Here is a 17568-nt window from a genome sequence, read left to right on the forward strand (position 1 = left end):
GGCAACGAGCAGCGGGTTCGCACCCTGCAGGATCGCCGGCAGGATGAACAGGGTCAGCACCAGGAAGCTGACGGCCAGGGCGACCAGCGCCATCACGCCGCGCAGCCTGCCGACCACCACGACGGCGAGCGCGAAGATCCCCGCCAGCAGTCCGACGGGGAGTTTCCGATTCACGTCGGTCACCGAGTACTGCAGGTCCTTCGGCGCCGAGGGCTCGTAGGCGACCACCACCTGCTCGCCCTGGCGCAGTTGGCGGGTCTGGTCGGGCTGCACGATCTCGGTGAACGTACGGCCTTTGTCCTTACCGGTGTCGACCCGGACGGTCGCCTTCTTGCAGCTTCCCTTCACCTCCTGCCCCGCAGACGTGCCCTGGGCGGTGGAGGTGTCACCGGTCGGGGCGCCACCGGAGGCGTTCACCGACGTGCAGCTCACCTCGACGACCCTGGTGACCGTCGCCTGCTGGGTCTGCCGGTCGAAGCCGACGCCGCTGCGCTTGTGGGACGGGGCTCCCCCGGGCCAGAGCACCACCAGGCCGACGACAACTGCAACGGTGAACGGGACCAGGATCGCGGCGATGACCTTGCGCAGATGCTTGGAGACAGGGGCGGCGGGCCCATGGCTGTGGCTGTGCCCGTGTCCGTGGTCGTTCCCACGCCGGTGCCCGTGGCTGTGACCGAGTGCCCGACCGTGGCCGTCACCGGGGCCGTCGTACCGGCCGCCTTCCCGCTCGGAGACGTGGTCGTCGCCCTGTCCGGAGCTCGGTCGTTGGTGCGGCTCGGGCGGCCGATAGGGGTACTGCTGCATCCGGGTCACCGCCTGATCATTGCAACAGCGGCAGGGGGCCCACTGTTCACCGCGCCACAAATGACGCTAGCGTGGAGGCACCTTTGCACACGCGGGAGCTCGGAGCACCGGGCTGAGAGGGCGCTGACCTCCGTACGTGCGATGTTTCACGTGGAACAAGCGACGTTCCGCGCGGAATGCCGCCAAACGGAAACCGCTGCGTCGACCGCCGAACCTGTTACCGGGTAATGCCGGCGTAGGGAGTAGGTCTCATGACCAACAAGGACGCACGCACGCCTGCCTCCGCTCAGGACGAGAAGTCCCAGGAGGCCGGGAAGTCCATCGGATGGCACAAGGCGTACGTCGAGGGTTCGCGCCCCGACCTGCGCGTGCCGGTCCGTCAGGTGCACCTCACCAACGGGCAGTCGGTCACGCTGTACGACACGTCGGGCCCGTACACCGATCCACTCGTCGACACCGATGTCCGCAGGGGCCTGCCGCCGTTGCGGGAGAACTGGATCATCGCCCGCGGTGACACCGAGGAGTACGCGGGCCGTCCCGTCCGTCCCGAGGACGACGGGATCAAGCACACCTCACCTCGCGGTGGGCTGCGCAACCTGGACGCGGTCTTCCCCGGACGGCCGCGCCAGCCGCGGCGGGGCCGGAGCGGCGAGGCGGTGACGCAGCTCGCGTACGCCCGCCGGGGCGAGATCACCCCGGAGATGGAGTACGTGGCCATCCGGGAGAACGTTTCTCCGGAGGTGGTCCGCGAGGAGATCGCGGCAGGCCGGGCGGTGCTGCCGGCCAACGTCAACCACCCGGAGATCGAGCCGATGATCATCGGCAAGCGGTTCCTGGTGAAGGTCAACGCCAACATCGGCAACTCCGCGGTGACCTCCTCCATCGAAGAAGAGGTGGAGAAGATGACCTGGGCGACCCGTTGGGGTGCCGACACGGTCATGGACCTGTCCACCGGCCGCAACATCCACACCACCCGCGAGTGGGTGCTGCGCAACTCCCCCGTCCCCATCGGCACGGTGCCGCTCTACCAGGCCCTGGAGAAGGTCGACGGCAAGGCCGAGGAACTGACCTGGGAGATCTACAAGGACACGGTCATCGAGCAGGCCGAGCAGGGTGTGGACTACATGACCGTCCACGCGGGCGTCCGGCTGCCGTACGTGCCGCTCACCGCCAACCGCAAGACCGGCATCGTCTCGCGCGGTGGCTCGATCATGGCCGCGTGGTGCCTGGCGCACCACAAGGAGTCCTTCCTGTACGAGAACTTCGAGGAGCTGTGCGAGATCCTCGCCGCCTACGACGTCACGTACTCGCTGGGTGACGGGCTCCGTCCGGGTTCGATCGCGGACGCCAACGACGAGGCGCAGTTCGCTGAGTTGAGGACGCTCGGGGAACTCAACCGGATCGCCAGGCGTTTCCACGTACAGACGATGATCGAGGGCCCGGGACACGTCCCGATGCACAAGATCAAGGAGAACATCGACCTTCAGCAGGAGATCTGTGATGAAGCCCCGTTCTATACGCTCGGCCCGCTGACCACGGACATCGCGCCGGCGTACGACCACATCACCTCCGGCATCGGCGCCGCGATGATCGCCTGGTGGGGCACGGCGATGCTCTGCTACGTCACACCCAAGGAGCACCTGGGCCTGCCCAACCGTGACGACGTCAAGACCGGCGTCATCACCTACAAGATCGCCGCGCATGCGGCCGACCTCGCCAAGGGTCACCCGGGCGCCCAGGAATGGGACGACGCACTGTCCGACGCCCGCTTCGAGTTCCGGTGGGAGGACCAGTTCAACCTCGCCCTGGACCCGGACACGGCACGGGAGTTCCACGACGAGACCCTGCCGGCCGAGCCGGCCAAGACCGCCCACTTCTGCTCCATGTGCGGGCCGAAGTTCTGTTCCATGAAGATCTCGCAGGACATCCGCCGCGAACACGGTGGCAGCCGGGCCGAGATCGAGGAGGGCATGGCTCAGAAGTCGCAGGAGTTCGCGGCGAGCGGGAACAGGGTGTACCTGCCGATCGCCGACTGACGGCTCACCCCTGGCGGTGCCGCCCGTGGTGCGCCATGGGCACTGCCCGGGGCCGCGCCCACAGGTGTTCCGGTGCCGCCGGGCACGGCCGCCTCGGCCGGCCTGGGCGGCGGCGCACCGGTGGGCCCGGTCGGGCCCGCGTCGGCCGGGGCGCGAGCCGTGTCCGGGCTGCCGCGGGGCTACTCGGGCTGGTGCTCCGGGCCGCCGAAGTCCGGGCTCGTGTAGTCGGGGCTGGTGAAGCTCGGCCGGCCGGACTGGGTGCCGTCGTCAGGGCTGCTGAAACCGGGACGGTCGTATCCCAGACGGGGCATGCGGCCGCGCGGGGCCGGCGAGGTCGTGCGGTGCACGGGGGCCGGTCCGGGCTCGGCGAGCGCCTCCCTGAGGAACGGCAGGATGCCGCGCTCCAGCAGGGCGTCCCGCCAGGCCTCTCTGGCGCTGTCCAGTTCCCGGTGTGCCGCGTCCAGTGCCTGGGCCTGCGGCGAGGTGCTGTTGCGCAGGGCGGTGAGGAGCAGTCCGACGGCGGCGACGAGGATGGTGGCCGCGGTCACCGCGCCGAACACCCACCCGGCGGTGAGCATGGTCTGGGCGAAGGCCTGTCCGGGGCTCAGGGTCTTCAGGATGTAGCCGACGAGCAGGAAGATCGCCGCGGCGGTTCCGGAAAGGACGGGAGCCAGTACGGCGATGACCGCGACGGCACCCGCGCCGGTGCTCTCGGCCGCCTCGCCAACGGGGGGAACGAGTCCGGTCGTGGCCGAACCGGGGTCCGCGGGAGCGGAGTCACCGGAGGCCGAGGGGGTCATCACCGGCTGGCGAAGTTCCTGGCGGACCTTCACATAGTGCTGGTATTCGGCCGCGGCGGCGGCCGTTATCAGTGCGGTGGCGTTGAGCGCCATGGTGCGCAGTTGTTCGGGATTGAGCCGCTGTCCGACAGCGGCCAGTTCCGGCCGCTGTGGTGCGGAGCGCAGCGCCTCATCGAGGAGCCGCTCGAATTCCTGGCGGTCCTCGCTCTGCAGGTGCTGCGGAACGCTGTTCATGTGCATCCCCCGATGCTCCGTAGGGCTTGGGGCTCGCACGCCGGCGAGCCGTCGGGCAGAAACGGAGGGGAGCCTGCTACGGATAAGCCGATGGTAGAGCCGTTACGGCACACGGTGACAGGGGGTTGCCGGAAATTGCCCTCCGGCCCGCGGGCACTCCGCCGAGGGAGGCCCGCCCGCAAAACGGTCAGGTGGCCAGGGGGAGTTGCCGGACCAGGAGCTTTCCGGCCATGGTCACTCCGCCGTCCATCGCGATGGCGAGGCCGTCGGCGTAGACGTGCGGTCCCTCCACGACCGGGCCGGTGCCCTCCTCGCCGTCCTCGGAGCCGACCTCGCCGAGGAGGTAGGGAATCGGGCTGTGACCGTGAACGACGCGGGTGCCGCCGTACGTATCGAGGAGGGAACGCACGGCGTCGGCGCCGCCCTCGTCGCGGAAGGAGAAGCGCTTGGTGAACTTGCGGAACAGATCCCAGCACTCGTCCGCGTCGTTGCGGGTGAGGGTCTCGCGGACGGTGTCGTTGACCGCCTCGATGGAGTCGCCGTAGTCGAGGTAGGCGGTGGTGTCCGAGTGCACGAGCAGATAGCCGTCGACCTCCTCAACGGCGTCGAGGCGGGCCATCCACTGCAGATGGTGGTCCTGGAGACGGTCCATGTCGGTCTTCTGACCGCCGTTGAGCAGCCAGGCCGCCTGGAAGGTGGCGGTGCCCGCACCGGAGTTGACGGGGGTGTCGCCGAACCGCTTGGCGCCGAGGAGCAGCAGCTCGTGGTTGCCCATGAGGGCCTTGCAGTAGCCGCCGGCCGCCGCGGCCTCGGCGGACAGCCGCATCACGAGGTCGATGACGCCGATGCCGTCGGGTCCGCGGTCGGTGAAGTCGCCGAGGAACCACAGCCGGGCAGTGCCGGCGCACCACTGGCCGGAGGCGTCGATCAGCCCCTGCTCCTGCAGTGCGGCCACCAGTTCGTCGAGGTACCCGTGGACGTCTCCGACGACGAACAGCGGTCCGGGCCCGGTCGCGGGCTGCGAGGCCGGGGCTGCGGGTGCCGTCTCCACGGGGACCTGGAGCGTCTCCGTCCGGTTGATGACGGGCAGGTCGCGCTGGGTGGGGGTGTAGCTCTCGGGGTACGCCTCGTCGGCGGGCGGCGCGGTGTCGCCCGGGTGGGCGGTGCGGACGTACGGACCGGTCTCGTGGACGTACGCGGGTACCCGGAAGTCGCGCAGTGTCGCCGTCCGCTCCACTTCGGGTCCCTGACCGGCCCCCTGAGTCATCAGACCCCTCCACCATCGCGCCGCATCTGCACCCCTTCGGACTGCCTGGTCGCAGCGGTCCGCGGTGTCGTGGGCCCATCATAGGAATGCGCATCGCGCCGTGTGATGACCCAGGGGTGGTGAATCGGAACAAGACTCCAGTTCACCGCGGCTTTCGCCCCGTTTGGGCAGGTGTTCGGCCGACTGTGCGCCGACCGAACACCCGGCCCGCCGGTCGCCGGCCCGCCGAGCCCCCTCGCTCGGCCGGCGCGCGCACAGGGTGAGCGCCCCGCTTTCCGGCGCTATTTCTCGTCCGGCGTCCGCGGCGGGCTGACCGTCGTGCGCGGCGAGCGCCGCTGCGAGGAGGTGCGCACGATCAGCTCGGTCGGTATCACCTGCTCGACCGTCTGGTCCGACTCCACGCCCTCGATGGCGTCGATGAGGAGCTGGACCACCGCCGTGCCGATGCGGCGGGGCTTGAGGGAGAGCGTGGTGATGGGCGGCTCGGTGCTGGCGTACACCATGGACTCGCTGCAGCACACGAGCAGCAGGTCGTCGGGGACGCGGAGCCCGTAGCGCCGGGCGGCGGCCAGCAGGTCGGTGCCGTTGGGGTCGAACAGGCCGTAGACCGCGTCGGGCCGGTCGGGGCGGGCGAGCAGCCGGTCGGCGGCGACGGCGCCCGCGCACGGGTCGTGCGCCGGGTAGGCCTCATAGACGGGGTCCTGGCCGACCCGCTTGCACCAGCGCAGATAGGCGGTCGTGGACAGGTGGGTGTACGTGTCCGTCGTCGTGCCCGTGAGCAGGCCGATGCGGCGGGCGCCGGCGTCGGCGAGGTGGTCGAGGATGCCGAGGACGGCGGCCTCATGGTCGTTGTCGACCCAGGCGGTGACCGGCAGCGAGCCGGCCGGGCGGCCGTCGGAGACGACCGGCAGCCCCTGCCGGACGAGCTCGCTGACCACCGGGTCCTGGTCGGAGGGGTCGATGACGACCGTGCCGTCCAGGGCGACGTTGGACCACACGTCGTGGCGGGAGGTCGCGGGCAGGATCACGAGGGCGTAGCCGCGGGCGAGCGCGGCCGAGGTGGCGGCCCGTGCCATCTCGGCGAAGTACGCGAACTCCGTGAAGGTGAAAGGTTCATCCCCGTACGTCGTCACGGTCAGGCCGATCAGACCCGACTTGCCGGTACGGAGGGTGCGGGCGGCGGCGGACGGGCGGTATCCGAGCCGGTCGGCGACCTCGCGGACGTGGCGCCGGGTGGCATCCGGGAGCCGGCCCTTGCCGTTGAGGGCGTCGGAGACGGTCGTGATGGAGACTCCGGCGGCGGCGGCCACGTCTCTGATGCCCGCCCGGCCCGGCCGGCTGCCTCGACGTGAGGTTTCCGCGCGGCTCACCTGGTGCTTCCCTGCTGCTGTCATGGCGAGCCGATAGTAGGGCTCATGTGGTGGGGTAGTGCGGACGCATATGCACACGTTGACAGGCACGTTTCTGCATGGTCGCACAGGGCCAACTGCCTTAGAAAAACAGTCAGTTGAACGATTCTTCTGTAGGACGTGACGCAGTGACGCGTATGGACCTGCCAAGTGCCCGATGTCTCGAAGAGGTCTCAACTCACCTGCACGGGTGATGCGCGCCAGGGCGCAAGCCACCGGCGCATAGATATATGTACGGCGCGCCCCCTGAAACGTACGCCTTCGTACGGTGATGCCCCGGGATGACGCCGGGACGGATGCGGTTCATTTTGCAGGGCCGCCACCTGTACGCACCGGGGCCGAATCCTCATAAGGTGAGGAGTATTGGAAGCCGGCGGCGTCGACGGTCCGCCGGTGGTCGCGAGGAGGACTGCGGTGAGCGAGACGAGCCCCAAGCTGCGCGCCGAGCTGGAGGGTATCCCCACCTACAAGCCGGGCAAGCCCGCCGCGGCCGGCGGGCCGGTCGCCTACAAGCTGTCCTCCAACGAGAACCCGTACCCGCCGCTGCCCGGCGTGATGGAGAGCGTGACGGCGGCCGCTTGCAACTTCAACCGCTACCCGGACATGGCGTGCACCGGGCTGATGGCCGAGCTGTCGGAGCGCTTCGGCGTGCCGATGTCCCACCTGGCCACCGGCACCGGCTCGGTGGGCGTCGCCCAGCAGCTCATCCAGGCCACCAGCGGTCCCGGCGACGAGGTGATCTACGCCTGGAGGTCCTTCGAGGCGTACCCGATCATCACGCAGATCAGCGGCGCCCGGTCGGTGCAGGTGCCGCTCACGCCCGGGGATGTGCACGACCTGGACGCGATGGCGGACGCGATCACCGACCGGACGCGTCTGATCTTCGTCTGCAACCCGAACAACCCGACCGGCACGGTGGTGCGGCGGGCCGAGCTGGAGCGGTTCCTCGACCGGGTGCCCGGCGATGTCCTGGTGGTGCTGGACGAGGCCTACCGCGAGTTCATCCGCGACCCCGAGGTGCCCGACGGCGTAGAGCTGTACCGGAACCGGCCCAACGTCTGCGTCCTGCGCACCTTCTCCAAGGCCTACGGGCTCGCCGGGCTGCGCGTCGGTTTCGCGATCGCCCACGAGCCCGTTGCGGCGGCGCTGCGCAAGACGGCGGTGCCCTTCGGTGTCACCCAGCTCGCGCAGGAAGCGGCGATCGCCTCGCTTCGGGCGGAGGACGAACTGCTCGGGCGGGTCGGCTCGCTGGTGTGCGAGCGCACGCGCGTGGTCGACGCGCTGCGCGCCCAGGGCTGGACGGTGCCGGAGACGCAGGCGAACTTCGTGTGGCTGCGGCTGGGGGAGCGCACGGTCGCGTTCGCTCAGGCCTGCGAGCAGCACGGTGTGGTGGTCCGGCCGTTCCCGGGCGAGGGTGTGCGGGTGACGGTCGGAGAGACCGAGGCGAACGACATCTTCCTGAAGGTGACGGAGGCGTTCCGCAAGGAGCTGTAGCGCCGCGAAGGCTCTACTCGTCGATCAGTTCCACACGGATGGGGTCGCCGCCTCGTACGGTCGCCAGCACACCGGCGTCCCCGTCCAGGCCTCCCAGGATGTTGCACGGGCTCGCGAGGCGGCACTCGTCGCCTCGCGAGATCGGTGTGGGGCCGTAGGGGAGGGCGAGCGCGTCGCCGTCCGTCCAGAAGGCCACCGTGCCCGGCTCCACGACCTGCCGGGCGTCCGTTTCACGTGAAACGGAGACACCTGTGTCGAAATACACCTCCTCGCCCCATGTGCAGGCGCTGGAGGTGAGCGGCAGTGCCTTGGCGAGGGCCTGTGCGGTCGGGGTGTCGTCGAGGGTCGCGGTGATGTTGCCCGCGGGCCAGGAAATACGTATCTGCATGGCGCGCAATTCAACAAGATGTTGAAGTCGCTGCCAAGGCCTTGACTCCGCGGCAGGAGGGCCCCCCGCCCTACCGGGCCGAAAATCGGTACGTCATAATGGCTTGTGAATGTGAACGCGTTCACAAGCGCGTCCCGTTTGCCCTGTATGTATGCGACAGACGGGGCGAATCGCCGCTGTACCACGGCGTAGTAAGGAGAGTGACGACGTGGACCTGGCTCTGGCGCCGGAGACACTGGCGCGCTGGCAGTTCGGCATCACCACCGTCTACCACTTCCTGTTCGTCCCGCTGACCATCTCCCTGGCCGCTCTCACGGCCGGGCTGCAGACGGCCTGGGTGCGCACGGAGAAGGAGAAGTACCTCAGGGCGACGAAGTTCTGGGGCAAGCTCTTCCTGATCAACATTGCGATGGGCGTGGTCACGGGCATCGTGCAGGAGTTCCAGTTCGGCATGAACTGGTCGGACTACTCCCGCTTCGTCGGTGACATCTTCGGCGCCCCGCTCGCCTTCGAGGCGCTGATCGCGTTCTTCTTCGAGTCCACCTTCATCGGCCTGTGGATCTTCGGCTGGGACAAGCTCCCCAAGAAGATCCACCTGGCCTGCATCTGGATGGTCTCGATCGGCACGATCCTGTCGGCGTATTTCATCCTCGCGGCCAACTCCTGGATGCAGCATCCGGTCGGCTACAGGATCAACAAGGCGAAGGGGCGCGCCGAGCTGACCGACTTCTGGGCGGTGCTGACCCAGAACACCGCGCTCAGCCAGGCCTTCCACACGCTGTCCGCGGCCTTCCTGACCGGTGGCGCCTTCATGGTGGGCATCGCCGCCTATCACCTGGCCCGCAAGAAGCACATCCGCGAGATGAAGACCTCGCTGCGGCTGGGCCTGGTGACCGTGGTCATCGCCGGTCTGCTCACCGCGATCAGCGGCGACACGCTCGGCAAGGTCATGTTCAAGCAGCAGCCGATGAAGATGGCCGCGGCCGAGGCGCTGTGGGACGGCCAGAAGCCGGCACCGTTCTCGATCTTCGCCTACGGCGATGTGGAGAAGGGCCACAACACGGTGGCCATCGAGATCCCAGGGCTGCTGTCCTTCCTTGCCGACGACTCCTTCAGCTCGTACGTCCCGGGCATCAACGACGTCAACAAGGCCGAACAGCACAAGTTCGGCCCGGGCGACTACCGGCCCAACATCCCGGTCGCCTTCTGGGGCTTCCGCTGGATGATCGGCTTCGGCATGGCCTCCTTCGCCATCGGCCTGGCCGGGCTGTGGCTGACCCGCAAGAAGTTCATGCTGCCGCAGCATCTGCGGGTCGGCGAGGACGAGGTGCCGCATCTGGTGCTGTTCCAGAACAAGGCGCTCAGCCCGAAGCTCACGCACTGGTTCTGGCGCATCGCGACCTGGACCCTGGCCTTCCCGCTGATCGCCAACTCCTGGGGCTGGATCTTCACCGAGATGGGCCGCCAGCCATGGGTCGTGTACGGCGTTCTGCAGACCCGGCACGCGGTCTCCCCCGGTGTCTCCCAGGGCGAGGTCCTCACCTCGATGATCGTCTTCACCTCGCTGTACGCGATCCTCGCCGTCGTCGAGGTCCAGCTGCTCGCGAAGTACGTCAAGGCCGGCCCGCCCGAGCTGACCGAGGCCGACCTCAACCCGCCCACGAAGATCGGCGGCGAAACCCGTGACGCCGACAAGCCGATGGCCTTCTCGTACTAGGCCGGGGGAACAGTCATGCAACTTCACGACGTCTGGTTCGTCCTGATCGCCGTCCTGTGGACCGGCTACTTCTTCCTGGAGGGCTTCGACTTCGGGGTCGGCATCCTCACCAAGCTGCTGGCCCGCAACCGGCCGGAGCGACGGGTGCTGATCAACACCATCGGGCCCGTCTGGGACGGCAACGAGGTGTGGCTGCTCACGGCCGGAGGCGCGACCTTCGCCGCGTTCCCCGAGTGGTACGCGACCCTCTTTTCCGGCTTCTACCTGCCGCTGCTGATCATCCTGGTCTGCCTGATCGTCCGGGGCGTCGCCTTCGAGTACCGGGCCAAGCGGCCCGAGGAGAACTGGCAGCGCAACTGGGAGACGGCGATCTTCTGGACCTCGCTGATCCCGGCGTTCCTGTGGGGCGTGGCCTTCGGGAACATCGTGCGAGGTGTGAAGATCGACCAGCACTTCGAATACGTCGGCAGCTTGGGGGATCTGCTCAACCCCTATGCCCTGCTCGGCGGTCTGGTCACGCTCACCCTGTTCACCTTCCACGGAGCGGTCTTCACCGCGCTGAAGACCGTGGGGGACATCCGGGTGCGGGCACGGAAGCTGGCTCTGTGGGTCGGTCTCGTCACGGCCGTCGTGGCCGTCGGCTTCCTGCTGTGGACGCAGGCCGACAGCGGTGACGGCAAGAGCCTGGTGGCGCTCGTCGTGGCGGTCGCCGCCCTGATGGCTGCACTGGTGGCCAACCAGTTCGGGCGTGAAGGATGGGCGTTCGCGCTTTCCGGCGTCACCATCGTGGCCGCCGTGGCGATGCTCTTCCTGTCGCTCTTCCCGAACGTCATGCCGTCCACGCTCAACGGGGACTGGAGCCTGACGGTCAGCAACGCCTCGTCGAGCCCCTACACCCTGAAGATCATGACGTGGCTGGCGGCCATCGCCACGCCTCTCGTGGTGCTCTACCAGGGCTGGACCTACTGGGTCTTCCGCAAGCGGATCGGCACGCAGCACATCGCTCCCGATGCTGCGGCCGGCGCCACGCACTGAGTCCGTCGAGGGTGTGTTTCACGTGAAACACACCCTCTGGGCCGAAGGGCATGTTTCACGTGAAACCAATCGATCCACGTCTGCTGCGCTACGCCCGTGCCACGCGTTTCTTCCTCGTGGCGGTCGTTGCTCTGGGAGTCGTCGGGGCGGGGCTGGTCATCGCCCAGGCGATGCTCATCGCCGAGGTCGTCGTCGGCGCGTTCCAACATGGGCAGTCCGTTGCTGAACTGCGCACTCCTCTGCTGCTGTTGGCCGCCGTGGCCGTGGGTCGGTCGGTTGTCGCGTGGTTCACCGAACTCGCCGCCCATCGGGCGAGTGCGGCGGTGAAATCCGAACTGCGCGGACGGCTTCTGGACCGGGCGGCTGCGCTCGGTCCGGGCTGGCTGGCCGGGCAGCGCACCGGTTCGCTGGTGACTCTGGCCACGCGAGGGGTCGACGCCCTCGACGACTACTTCTCGCGCTATCTGCCGCAGCTCGGGCTCGCGGTGGTCGTGCCGGTGGCTGTGCTGGCGCGGATCGTCACCGAGGACTGGGTGTCGGCGGCCATCATCGTCGGTACCCTGCCTCTCATTCCGCTGTTCATGATGTTGATCGGCTGGGCCGCGCAGTCCCGGATGGACCGTCAGTGGCGGCTGCTGTCCCGGTTGTCGGGGCACTTCCTGGACGTGGTCGCCGGACTGCCCACGCTGAAGGTGTTCGGGAGGGCCAAGGCGCAGGCCGAGTCCATCCGCCGCATCACCGGCGAGTACCGGCAGGCCACCCTGCGCACCCTGCGGATCGCCTTCCTCTCCTCCTTCGCGCTGGAGTTGCTCGCCACGCTGTCGGTCGCCCTTGTCGCGGTGACGATCGGTATGCGGCTCGTGCACGGTGACATGGATCTGTACATCGGCCTGGTGATCCTCGTGCTGGCGCCCGAGGCGTACCTTCCGTTGCGGCAGGTCGGCGCGCAGTACCACGCGGCGGCGGAGGGGCTGGCCGCCGCGGAGGAGATCTTCAGCGTGCTGCAGACGCCGGTTCCGGCGTCCGGTACCGGTGCGGTGCCGTCGGGTGCCATGGCCTTCGAAGGGGTCACTGTTCGCTATCCCGGTCGGTCTGCGGATGCGGTGACGAACGTGTCGTTCAGCGTCGAGCCCGGTGAGACGGTCGCGCTGGTGGGGCCGAGCGGGGTGGGCAAGTCGACGCTGCTCAACGTGCTGCTCGGGTTCGTCTCGCCCAACGAGGGGCGGGTCCGGGTCGGGCAAGCCGATCTTGCGGTGCTCGACCTGGAGGAGTGGCGGTCGAGGATCGCCTGGGTGCCGCAGCGGCCGCACCTGTACGCCGGGACCGTCGCGGAGAACGTGCGCCTGGCGCGGCCCGGGGCGGACGATGCTGCCGTACGTCGGGCGCTGCGGGACGCGGGTGCGTTGGAGTTCGTGGACGCGTTGCCCGAGGGGGCGGAGACCGTCCTCGGGGAGGACGGGGCCGGGCTGTCGGCGGGGCAGCGGCAGCGGTTGGCTCTTGCCCGCGCCTTTCTCGCCGACCGGCCCGTGCTGTTGTTGGACGAGCCGACGGCCTCGCTGGACGGGGGGACGGAGGCGGAGGTCGTGACGGCGGTACGGAAGCTTTCGGTGGGCCGTACGGTGCTGTTGGTGGTGCACCGGCCGGCCTTGCTGGAGGTGGCGGATCGGGTGGTGCGGCTGGAGAACGGTGGGTTGCCGAGCGCCGAGCTGTCGAGCGCCCGGAGCTGCGGCCGGCCTGCCGGGGAGCCCGGAACCCTGGGCCCCCGTCCTCACCCACTCGCCACCCGACTCGGTGGGCCGGAGAGTGGTCCGTCGGTGTCTGGGCTCGGTGGGGTGGAAGGTGGGCCGGAACAGGCTGGGCCGGGGCCGGTGGGGACCGGCTCGTCGGCGTCTCTGCGCGGACAGCCGGAAAGTCGCTCGGTCGTGCTGGCTTCGGCGCGGTCACGGCGTGCCCTTGCGCGGGTTCGTGCGCTTGCCGGGCCGCGGCGGGGGCGGCTGGTGTTGGCGTTGGTGCTCGGGAGCCTCGCGCTCGGCAGTGCCGTTGGGCTGATGGCGACCTCGGGATGGCTCATCTCGCGGGCATCGCAGCAGCCTCCGGTGCTGTATCTGATGGTGGCCGTGACGGCCACGCGGGCCTTCGGTATCGGTCGGGCCGTGTTCCGGTACGCCGAGCGGCTGGTGTCGCACGACGCGGTGCTGCGGATGCTGGCCGACACCCGGGTCGCGGTCTACCGGCGTCTGGAGCGACTGGCGCCGGCAGGGCTGCGGACCGCCCGGCGCGGCGATCTGCTGACCCGGCTGGTGGCGGACGTGGACGAACTCCAGGACTACTGGCTGCGCTGGCTGCTGCCCGCGTCGGTCGCCGTCGCCGTCTCCGTTGCGACCGTCGGCTTCACGGCATGGCTGCTCCCCGAGGCGGGCGCCGCCCTCGCCGCGGGTCTCGTGGCAGCCGGTGTCGGCGTCCCGCTCGTCACCGCGACCGCGGCCCGCCGGACCGAGCGACGGCTGGCCCCGGCTCGGGGCGCCCTCGCCACCCGCGTCACCGACCTGCTCACCGGCACCGCAGAGCTGACCGTCGCCGGCGCGCTGCCCGCCCGTACGGACGCCGCCCGGCGAGCCGACGGGGCCCTCACCCGGATCGCCTCGCGCGCCGCCGCCGTGACCGCGCTCGGCGACGGTCTCACCGCGCTGATCTCCGGCCTGACCGTCACGGCGGCGGCGCTGTGCGGCGCCCAGGCGGTGGCCGCGGGCCGGCTCGGCGGCGTGGCGATGGCCGTGGTGGTCCTCACTCCTCTGGCCGCCTTCGAGGCCGTACTCGGGCTGCCGCTCGCCGTACGCCACCGGCAGCGGGTGCGGCGCAGCGCCGAGCGCGTCTACGAGGTGCTGGACGATCCGGAGCCTGTCCGCGAGCCGGAGCGGCCCCGGCAGGCGCCCGCCTCGCCGTTCCCAGTGGTGGTCAAGGGGCTGGCCGCGCGGTACGAGGGGCAGCGGCGCCAGGCGCTGGCCGGCTTCGATCTCACCCTGGAGGAAGGACGGCGGATCGCGGTGGTCGGGGCGTCCGGCGCCGGCAAGTCGACCCTCGCCCAGGTGCTGCTGCGCTTCCTCGACCCGCAGGAGGGCTCGTACACGCTCGCCGGTGTGGACGCGTACGCGCTGGCCGGTGACGACGTACGGCGGCTCGTCGGACTGTGCGCGCAGGATGCGCACCTCTTCGACAGCTCGGTGCGCGAGAACCTGCTGCTGGCCAGGAAGGACGCCACCGAGGCCGATCTGCGCAGTGCGCTGGACCGGGCCCGGCTGCTGGACTGGGTGGACGGGTTGCCCGACGGCCTGGACACGCTGGTCGGCGAGCACGGGGCCCGGCTGTCCGGCGGTCAGCGGCAGCGGCTGGCGCTGGCCCGCGCCCTGCTGGCCGACTTCCCCGTTCTGGTGCTCGACGAGCCCGCCGAGCATCTGGACCTGCCGACCGCCGACGCACTGACCGCCGACCTGCTGGCCGCCACCCAGGACCGTACGACGCTGCTGATCACGCACCGGCTGGCGGGACTGGAGGCGGTGGACGAGGTGGTCGTGCTCGACGCGGGCCGGGTGGTGCAGCGGGGAAGCTACGCGGATCTGCTCGCGGTGGACGGGCCGCTGCGGGCGCTCGCGCGGCGGGAGGCTGAGGCGGAGTCGCTGGTCGGAGCGCGGTGACCGTCACTCCGGTCACCGGCTCCGCCCGTATCAGAGGGGTGTTTCAGAAGCGGTCGGCGAGCAGTTGCTCGATCACGATCGCGACGCCGTCCTCGTTGTTGGCGACCGTACGGCCGGACGCGGCGGCGATGACGTCCGGGTGGGCGTTGCCCATCGCGTACGACTGGCCGGCCCAGGTCAGCATCTCGACGTCGTTGGGCATGTCGCCGAACGCGACGACCTCCTCGTGCGAGATGCCGCGCTCGGCGCAGCACAGGGCGAGCGTGCTGGCCTTGGAGACGTCGGGGCCGCTCAGTTCCAGCAGGGCGCTGGGGCTGGAGCGGGTGACGTTGGCGCGGTCACCGATCGCGAGCCGGGCGAGGGTGAGGAAGGCGTCCGGGTCGAGGTCCGGGTGGTAGGCCAGGATCTTGAGCACGGGCTGGTCGGCGTCCGGGCCGTCGGGGGCGAGGAGGTGCTCGGCGGGCAGGAGGTTGTCCGGTATCTCCATGTGCAGCTTGGGATAGTCCGGCTCCTGGTGGAAGCCGTAGGTCTGCTCCACCGCGAACACCGTGCCGGGCGCCGCCCTGCGCAGCAGCCGTACGGCGTCCAGGGCGTTCCCGCGCGCCAACTCGCGGACCTTCACGAAGCGGTGGGCGCCGGGGCCGCCGTGCAGGTCGACCACGGCGGCGCCGTTGCCGCAGATCGCCAGGCCGTGGCCGTGGACGTGGTCGCTGACGACGTCCATCCAGCGGGCCGGACGGCCGGTGACGAAGAAGACCTCGATGCCCGCGTCCTCGGCGGCGGCCAGCGCGGCCACGGTCCGCGGGGAGACCGACTTGTCGTCGCGCAGCAGGGTGCCGTCGAGGTCGGTGGCGATCAACCGTGGCCGTACGGCGGCGGACGGGGTCCCGGGCTGTCTGGTCGCTGAGGTCACCCGGTCATTCTCGCGCATATGCCCGCACGACCGTGCGGAACTCCGCACAGATGAGACACAGATGACGTCCGGCCCTTGCTGCGGCGCCGGTCAGTCCAGCTGGGCGGCGGCTTCCATGGCGATCTGCTCGAAGACCTTCTCGTCCGCGGCGAAGTCGGAGTCCGGGATGGGCCAGTGGATCACGATCTCGGTGAAGCCCAGCTCCCGGTGTCGACCGGCGAAGTCCACGAAGGCGTCCAGGGACTGAAGCGGCCGGGCGCGGTCCGGGGTGAAGCCCGTGAGCAGGGTCTTCTCCAGGCCGGCCGTGTCCCGCCCGGCGTCCGCGCAGGCCTCGGACAGCTTGGCGAGCTGCCCGCGCAGGGCCTCGACGGACTGCTCCGGGGTGCCGTTCTCGTACAGCTTCGGGTCGCCGGTGGTCACCCACGCCTGGCCGTGCCGCGCGGCGAGGCTGAGACCGCGCGGTCCGGTGGCCGCCACCGCGAACGGCAGCCGGGGCCGCTGCACGCAGCCCGGGATGTTCCGGGCCTCGTGCGCCGCGTAGAAGCGGCCCTCGTGCGTCACCGCGTCCTCGGTGAGGAGCCGGTCCAGCAGCGGCACGAACTCGGCGAACCGGTCGGCGCGCTCGCGCGGGCTCCATGGCTCCTGGCCGAGGGCGGTGGCGTCGAAGCCGGTGCCGCCGGCGCCGATGCCGAGGGTGATCCGGCCGCCGGAGATGTCGTCGAGGGAGATCAGTTCCTTGGCGAGGGTCACCGGGTGCCGGAAGTTCGGCGAGGTCACCAGCGTGCCGAGGCGCAGCCGCTCGGTGGCGGCAGCGGCGGCGGTCAGCGTGGGGAGCGCGCCGAACCACGGGCCGTCACGGAAGCTGCGCCAGGACAGATGGTCGTAGGTGTACGCGGTGTGGAAGCCGAGCTGCTCGGCCCGCACCCAGGCCGAACGGCCGCCCTCGCTCCAGCGGCGGTACGGCAGGATCACGGTGCTCAGACGCAGACTCATGCGTCCGAGGGTAAGCGGACCGACTGACAAGGGACCAAACGGTCACCTCACGCGGTTGCTCGGCCACGCGCTGAGCAGGACCGTCCCGGCGTCCGCCGGCACCTTCAGCGCGGGCCCGGAAACCGCAGGTAGCGCGGGGGGACGGCCTCGGTCAGCCAGACGCCGTTGGCGCTGACGCGGAAGACGTGGCCGTCGCGGTGCATGGCTCCGGCGTCGACCGTGAGCACCACGGGGCGGCCGCGCCGAGCGCCGACCCGGGTGGCGGTCTCGCGGTCGGCGGAGAGGTGGACGTCGTGCCGGCTCATGGGCCTGAGGCCCTCCGCCCGGATCGCGTCGAGGTTGCGGGCCACGGTGCCGTGGTAGAGGTGCGGCGGCGGGGTCGCCGGGGGCAGGCCGAGCTCGACCTCGATGCTGTGGCCCTGGCTGGCGCGGATGCGGCTGCCTTCGATCGCGAAGCGACGTTTGTCGTTGGCGGCCACCACGTGGTCCAGTTCCTCGCGTGTGAACGGGAAGCCGTGGGCGGCGGCCGCGGCGATCAGCGTGTCGATCTCGACCCAGCCGCCCTGATCCAGGGTGAGCCCGATGCGCTCCGGCTGGTGCCGCAGGTGTTTCGAGAGGTACTTCGACACCTTCACGGTGCGTCTTTCGTCCATGTGTCCAGGGTGCGGGAGAGACACGGATCACGCAGGTTCTTTTCGTTTGCAGGTTTGGTCCACAAGCAAGTGGTGTTATCCACAGGGGAATTGGCGACTCTGTGGACAAGTGATCTGTGGATTGGGATGGTTC

Annotated in this window: 13 protein-coding genes; 5 read left to right on the top strand and 8 right to left on the bottom strand. The window is 70.0% G+C overall.

The window, feature by feature from the left end; all coding sequences use genetic code 11:
- On the bottom strand, positions 1-804 hold an 804-nt coding region (locus LMU33_RS31970), incomplete at its 3' end, for a YibE/F family protein (protein WP_228624404.1).
- 251 nt (positions 805-1055) lie between these two features.
- On the opposite strand from LMU33_RS31970, the gene thiC reads away from it, so the two are divergent.
- Positions 1056-2840, top strand: coding sequence for a phosphomethylpyrimidine synthase ThiC (thiC, locus tag LMU33_RS31975; protein WP_228624278.1), 1785 nt, complete (start codon positions 1056-1058; stop codon positions 2838-2840).
- 179 nt (positions 2841-3019) lie between these two features.
- On the opposite strand, the gene LMU33_RS31980 is transcribed toward thiC, so the two are convergent.
- From LMU33_RS31980 to LMU33_RS31990, 3 genes are all read right to left on the bottom strand, one after another.
- Positions 3020-3880 carry a hypothetical protein gene (locus LMU33_RS31980; protein WP_228624279.1) on the bottom strand — a complete coding sequence of 287 codons (861 nt, stop codon included), beginning with the start codon at positions 3878-3880 and terminating at the stop codon, positions 3020-3022.
- A gap of 181 nt (positions 3881-4061) precedes the next feature.
- On the bottom strand, positions 4062-5141 hold the full coding sequence (locus tag LMU33_RS31985) for a metallophosphoesterase (RefSeq protein ID WP_228624280.1): 1080 nt from the start codon (positions 5139-5141) through the stop codon (positions 4062-4064).
- A 281-nt stretch (positions 5142-5422) separates the two neighbouring features.
- Positions 5423-6535: a LacI family DNA-binding transcriptional regulator gene (locus LMU33_RS31990; RefSeq protein WP_228624281.1), complete on the bottom strand. Its 1113-nt coding sequence runs from the start codon at positions 6533-6535 to the stop codon at positions 5423-5425.
- A gap of 429 nt (positions 6536-6964) precedes the next feature.
- Here LMU33_RS31990 and hisC point away from each other — a divergent pair, with 429 nt between their 5' ends.
- On the top strand, positions 6965-8044 hold the full coding sequence (gene hisC / locus LMU33_RS31995) for a histidinol-phosphate transaminase (RefSeq protein WP_228624282.1): 1080 nt from the start codon (positions 6965-6967) through the stop codon (positions 8042-8044).
- Between the two features lie 13 nt (positions 8045-8057).
- Here hisC and LMU33_RS32000 read toward each other — a convergent pair whose 3' ends face one another.
- Positions 8058-8432 (bottom strand): cyclophilin-like fold protein, encoded by a 375-nt coding sequence (locus LMU33_RS32000; protein WP_228624283.1) that lies wholly within the window; start codon positions 8430-8432, stop codon positions 8058-8060.
- Between the two features lie 208 nt (positions 8433-8640).
- Here LMU33_RS32000 and LMU33_RS32005 point away from each other — a divergent pair, with 208 nt between their 5' ends.
- Genes LMU33_RS32005 through cydD form a run of 3 tightly spaced genes read left to right on the top strand, consistent with a single transcriptional unit; the run spans position 8641 to position 14876 of the window.
- Entirely contained in the window at positions 8641-10149 is a 1509-nt protein-coding gene (locus tag LMU33_RS32005) for a cytochrome ubiquinol oxidase subunit I (protein WP_228624284.1), read from the top strand.
- Positions 10150-10164: 15 nt separating this feature from the next.
- Entirely contained in the window at positions 10165-11184 is a 1020-nt protein-coding gene (gene cydB, locus LMU33_RS32010) for a cytochrome d ubiquinol oxidase subunit II (protein WP_228624285.1), read from the top strand.
- Positions 11185-11243: 59 nt separating this feature from the next.
- Entirely contained in the window at positions 11244-14876 is a 3633-nt protein-coding gene (gene cydD, locus LMU33_RS32015) for a thiol reductant ABC exporter subunit CydD (RefSeq protein ID WP_228624286.1), read from the top strand.
- A gap of 43 nt (positions 14877-14919) precedes the next feature.
- On the opposite strand, the gene LMU33_RS32020 is transcribed toward cydD, so the two are convergent.
- The 3 genes from LMU33_RS32020 to LMU33_RS32030 form a co-directional block, all read right to left on the bottom strand.
- Positions 14920-15807, bottom strand: a complete 888-nt coding sequence (locus LMU33_RS32020) for an HAD hydrolase family protein (RefSeq protein WP_228624287.1) — start codon at positions 15805-15807, stop codon at positions 14920-14922.
- A 72-nt stretch (positions 15808-15879) separates the two neighbouring features.
- Positions 15880-16782, bottom strand: coding sequence for an LLM class flavin-dependent oxidoreductase (locus LMU33_RS32025; protein WP_228624288.1), 903 nt, complete (start codon positions 16780-16782; stop codon positions 15880-15882).
- A gap of 104 nt (positions 16783-16886) precedes the next feature.
- A complete protein-coding gene (locus LMU33_RS32030) occupies positions 16887-17435 on the bottom strand; it encodes an RNA 2'-phosphotransferase (RefSeq protein WP_228624289.1) in 549 nt (182 codons plus the stop codon).
- Between the last annotated feature and the right edge of the window lie 133 nt (positions 17436-17568).

Source organism: Streptomyces barringtoniae, from assembly GCF_020819595.1.
GTDB lineage: Bacteria > Actinomycetota > Actinomycetes > Streptomycetales > Streptomycetaceae > Streptomyces > Streptomyces barringtoniae.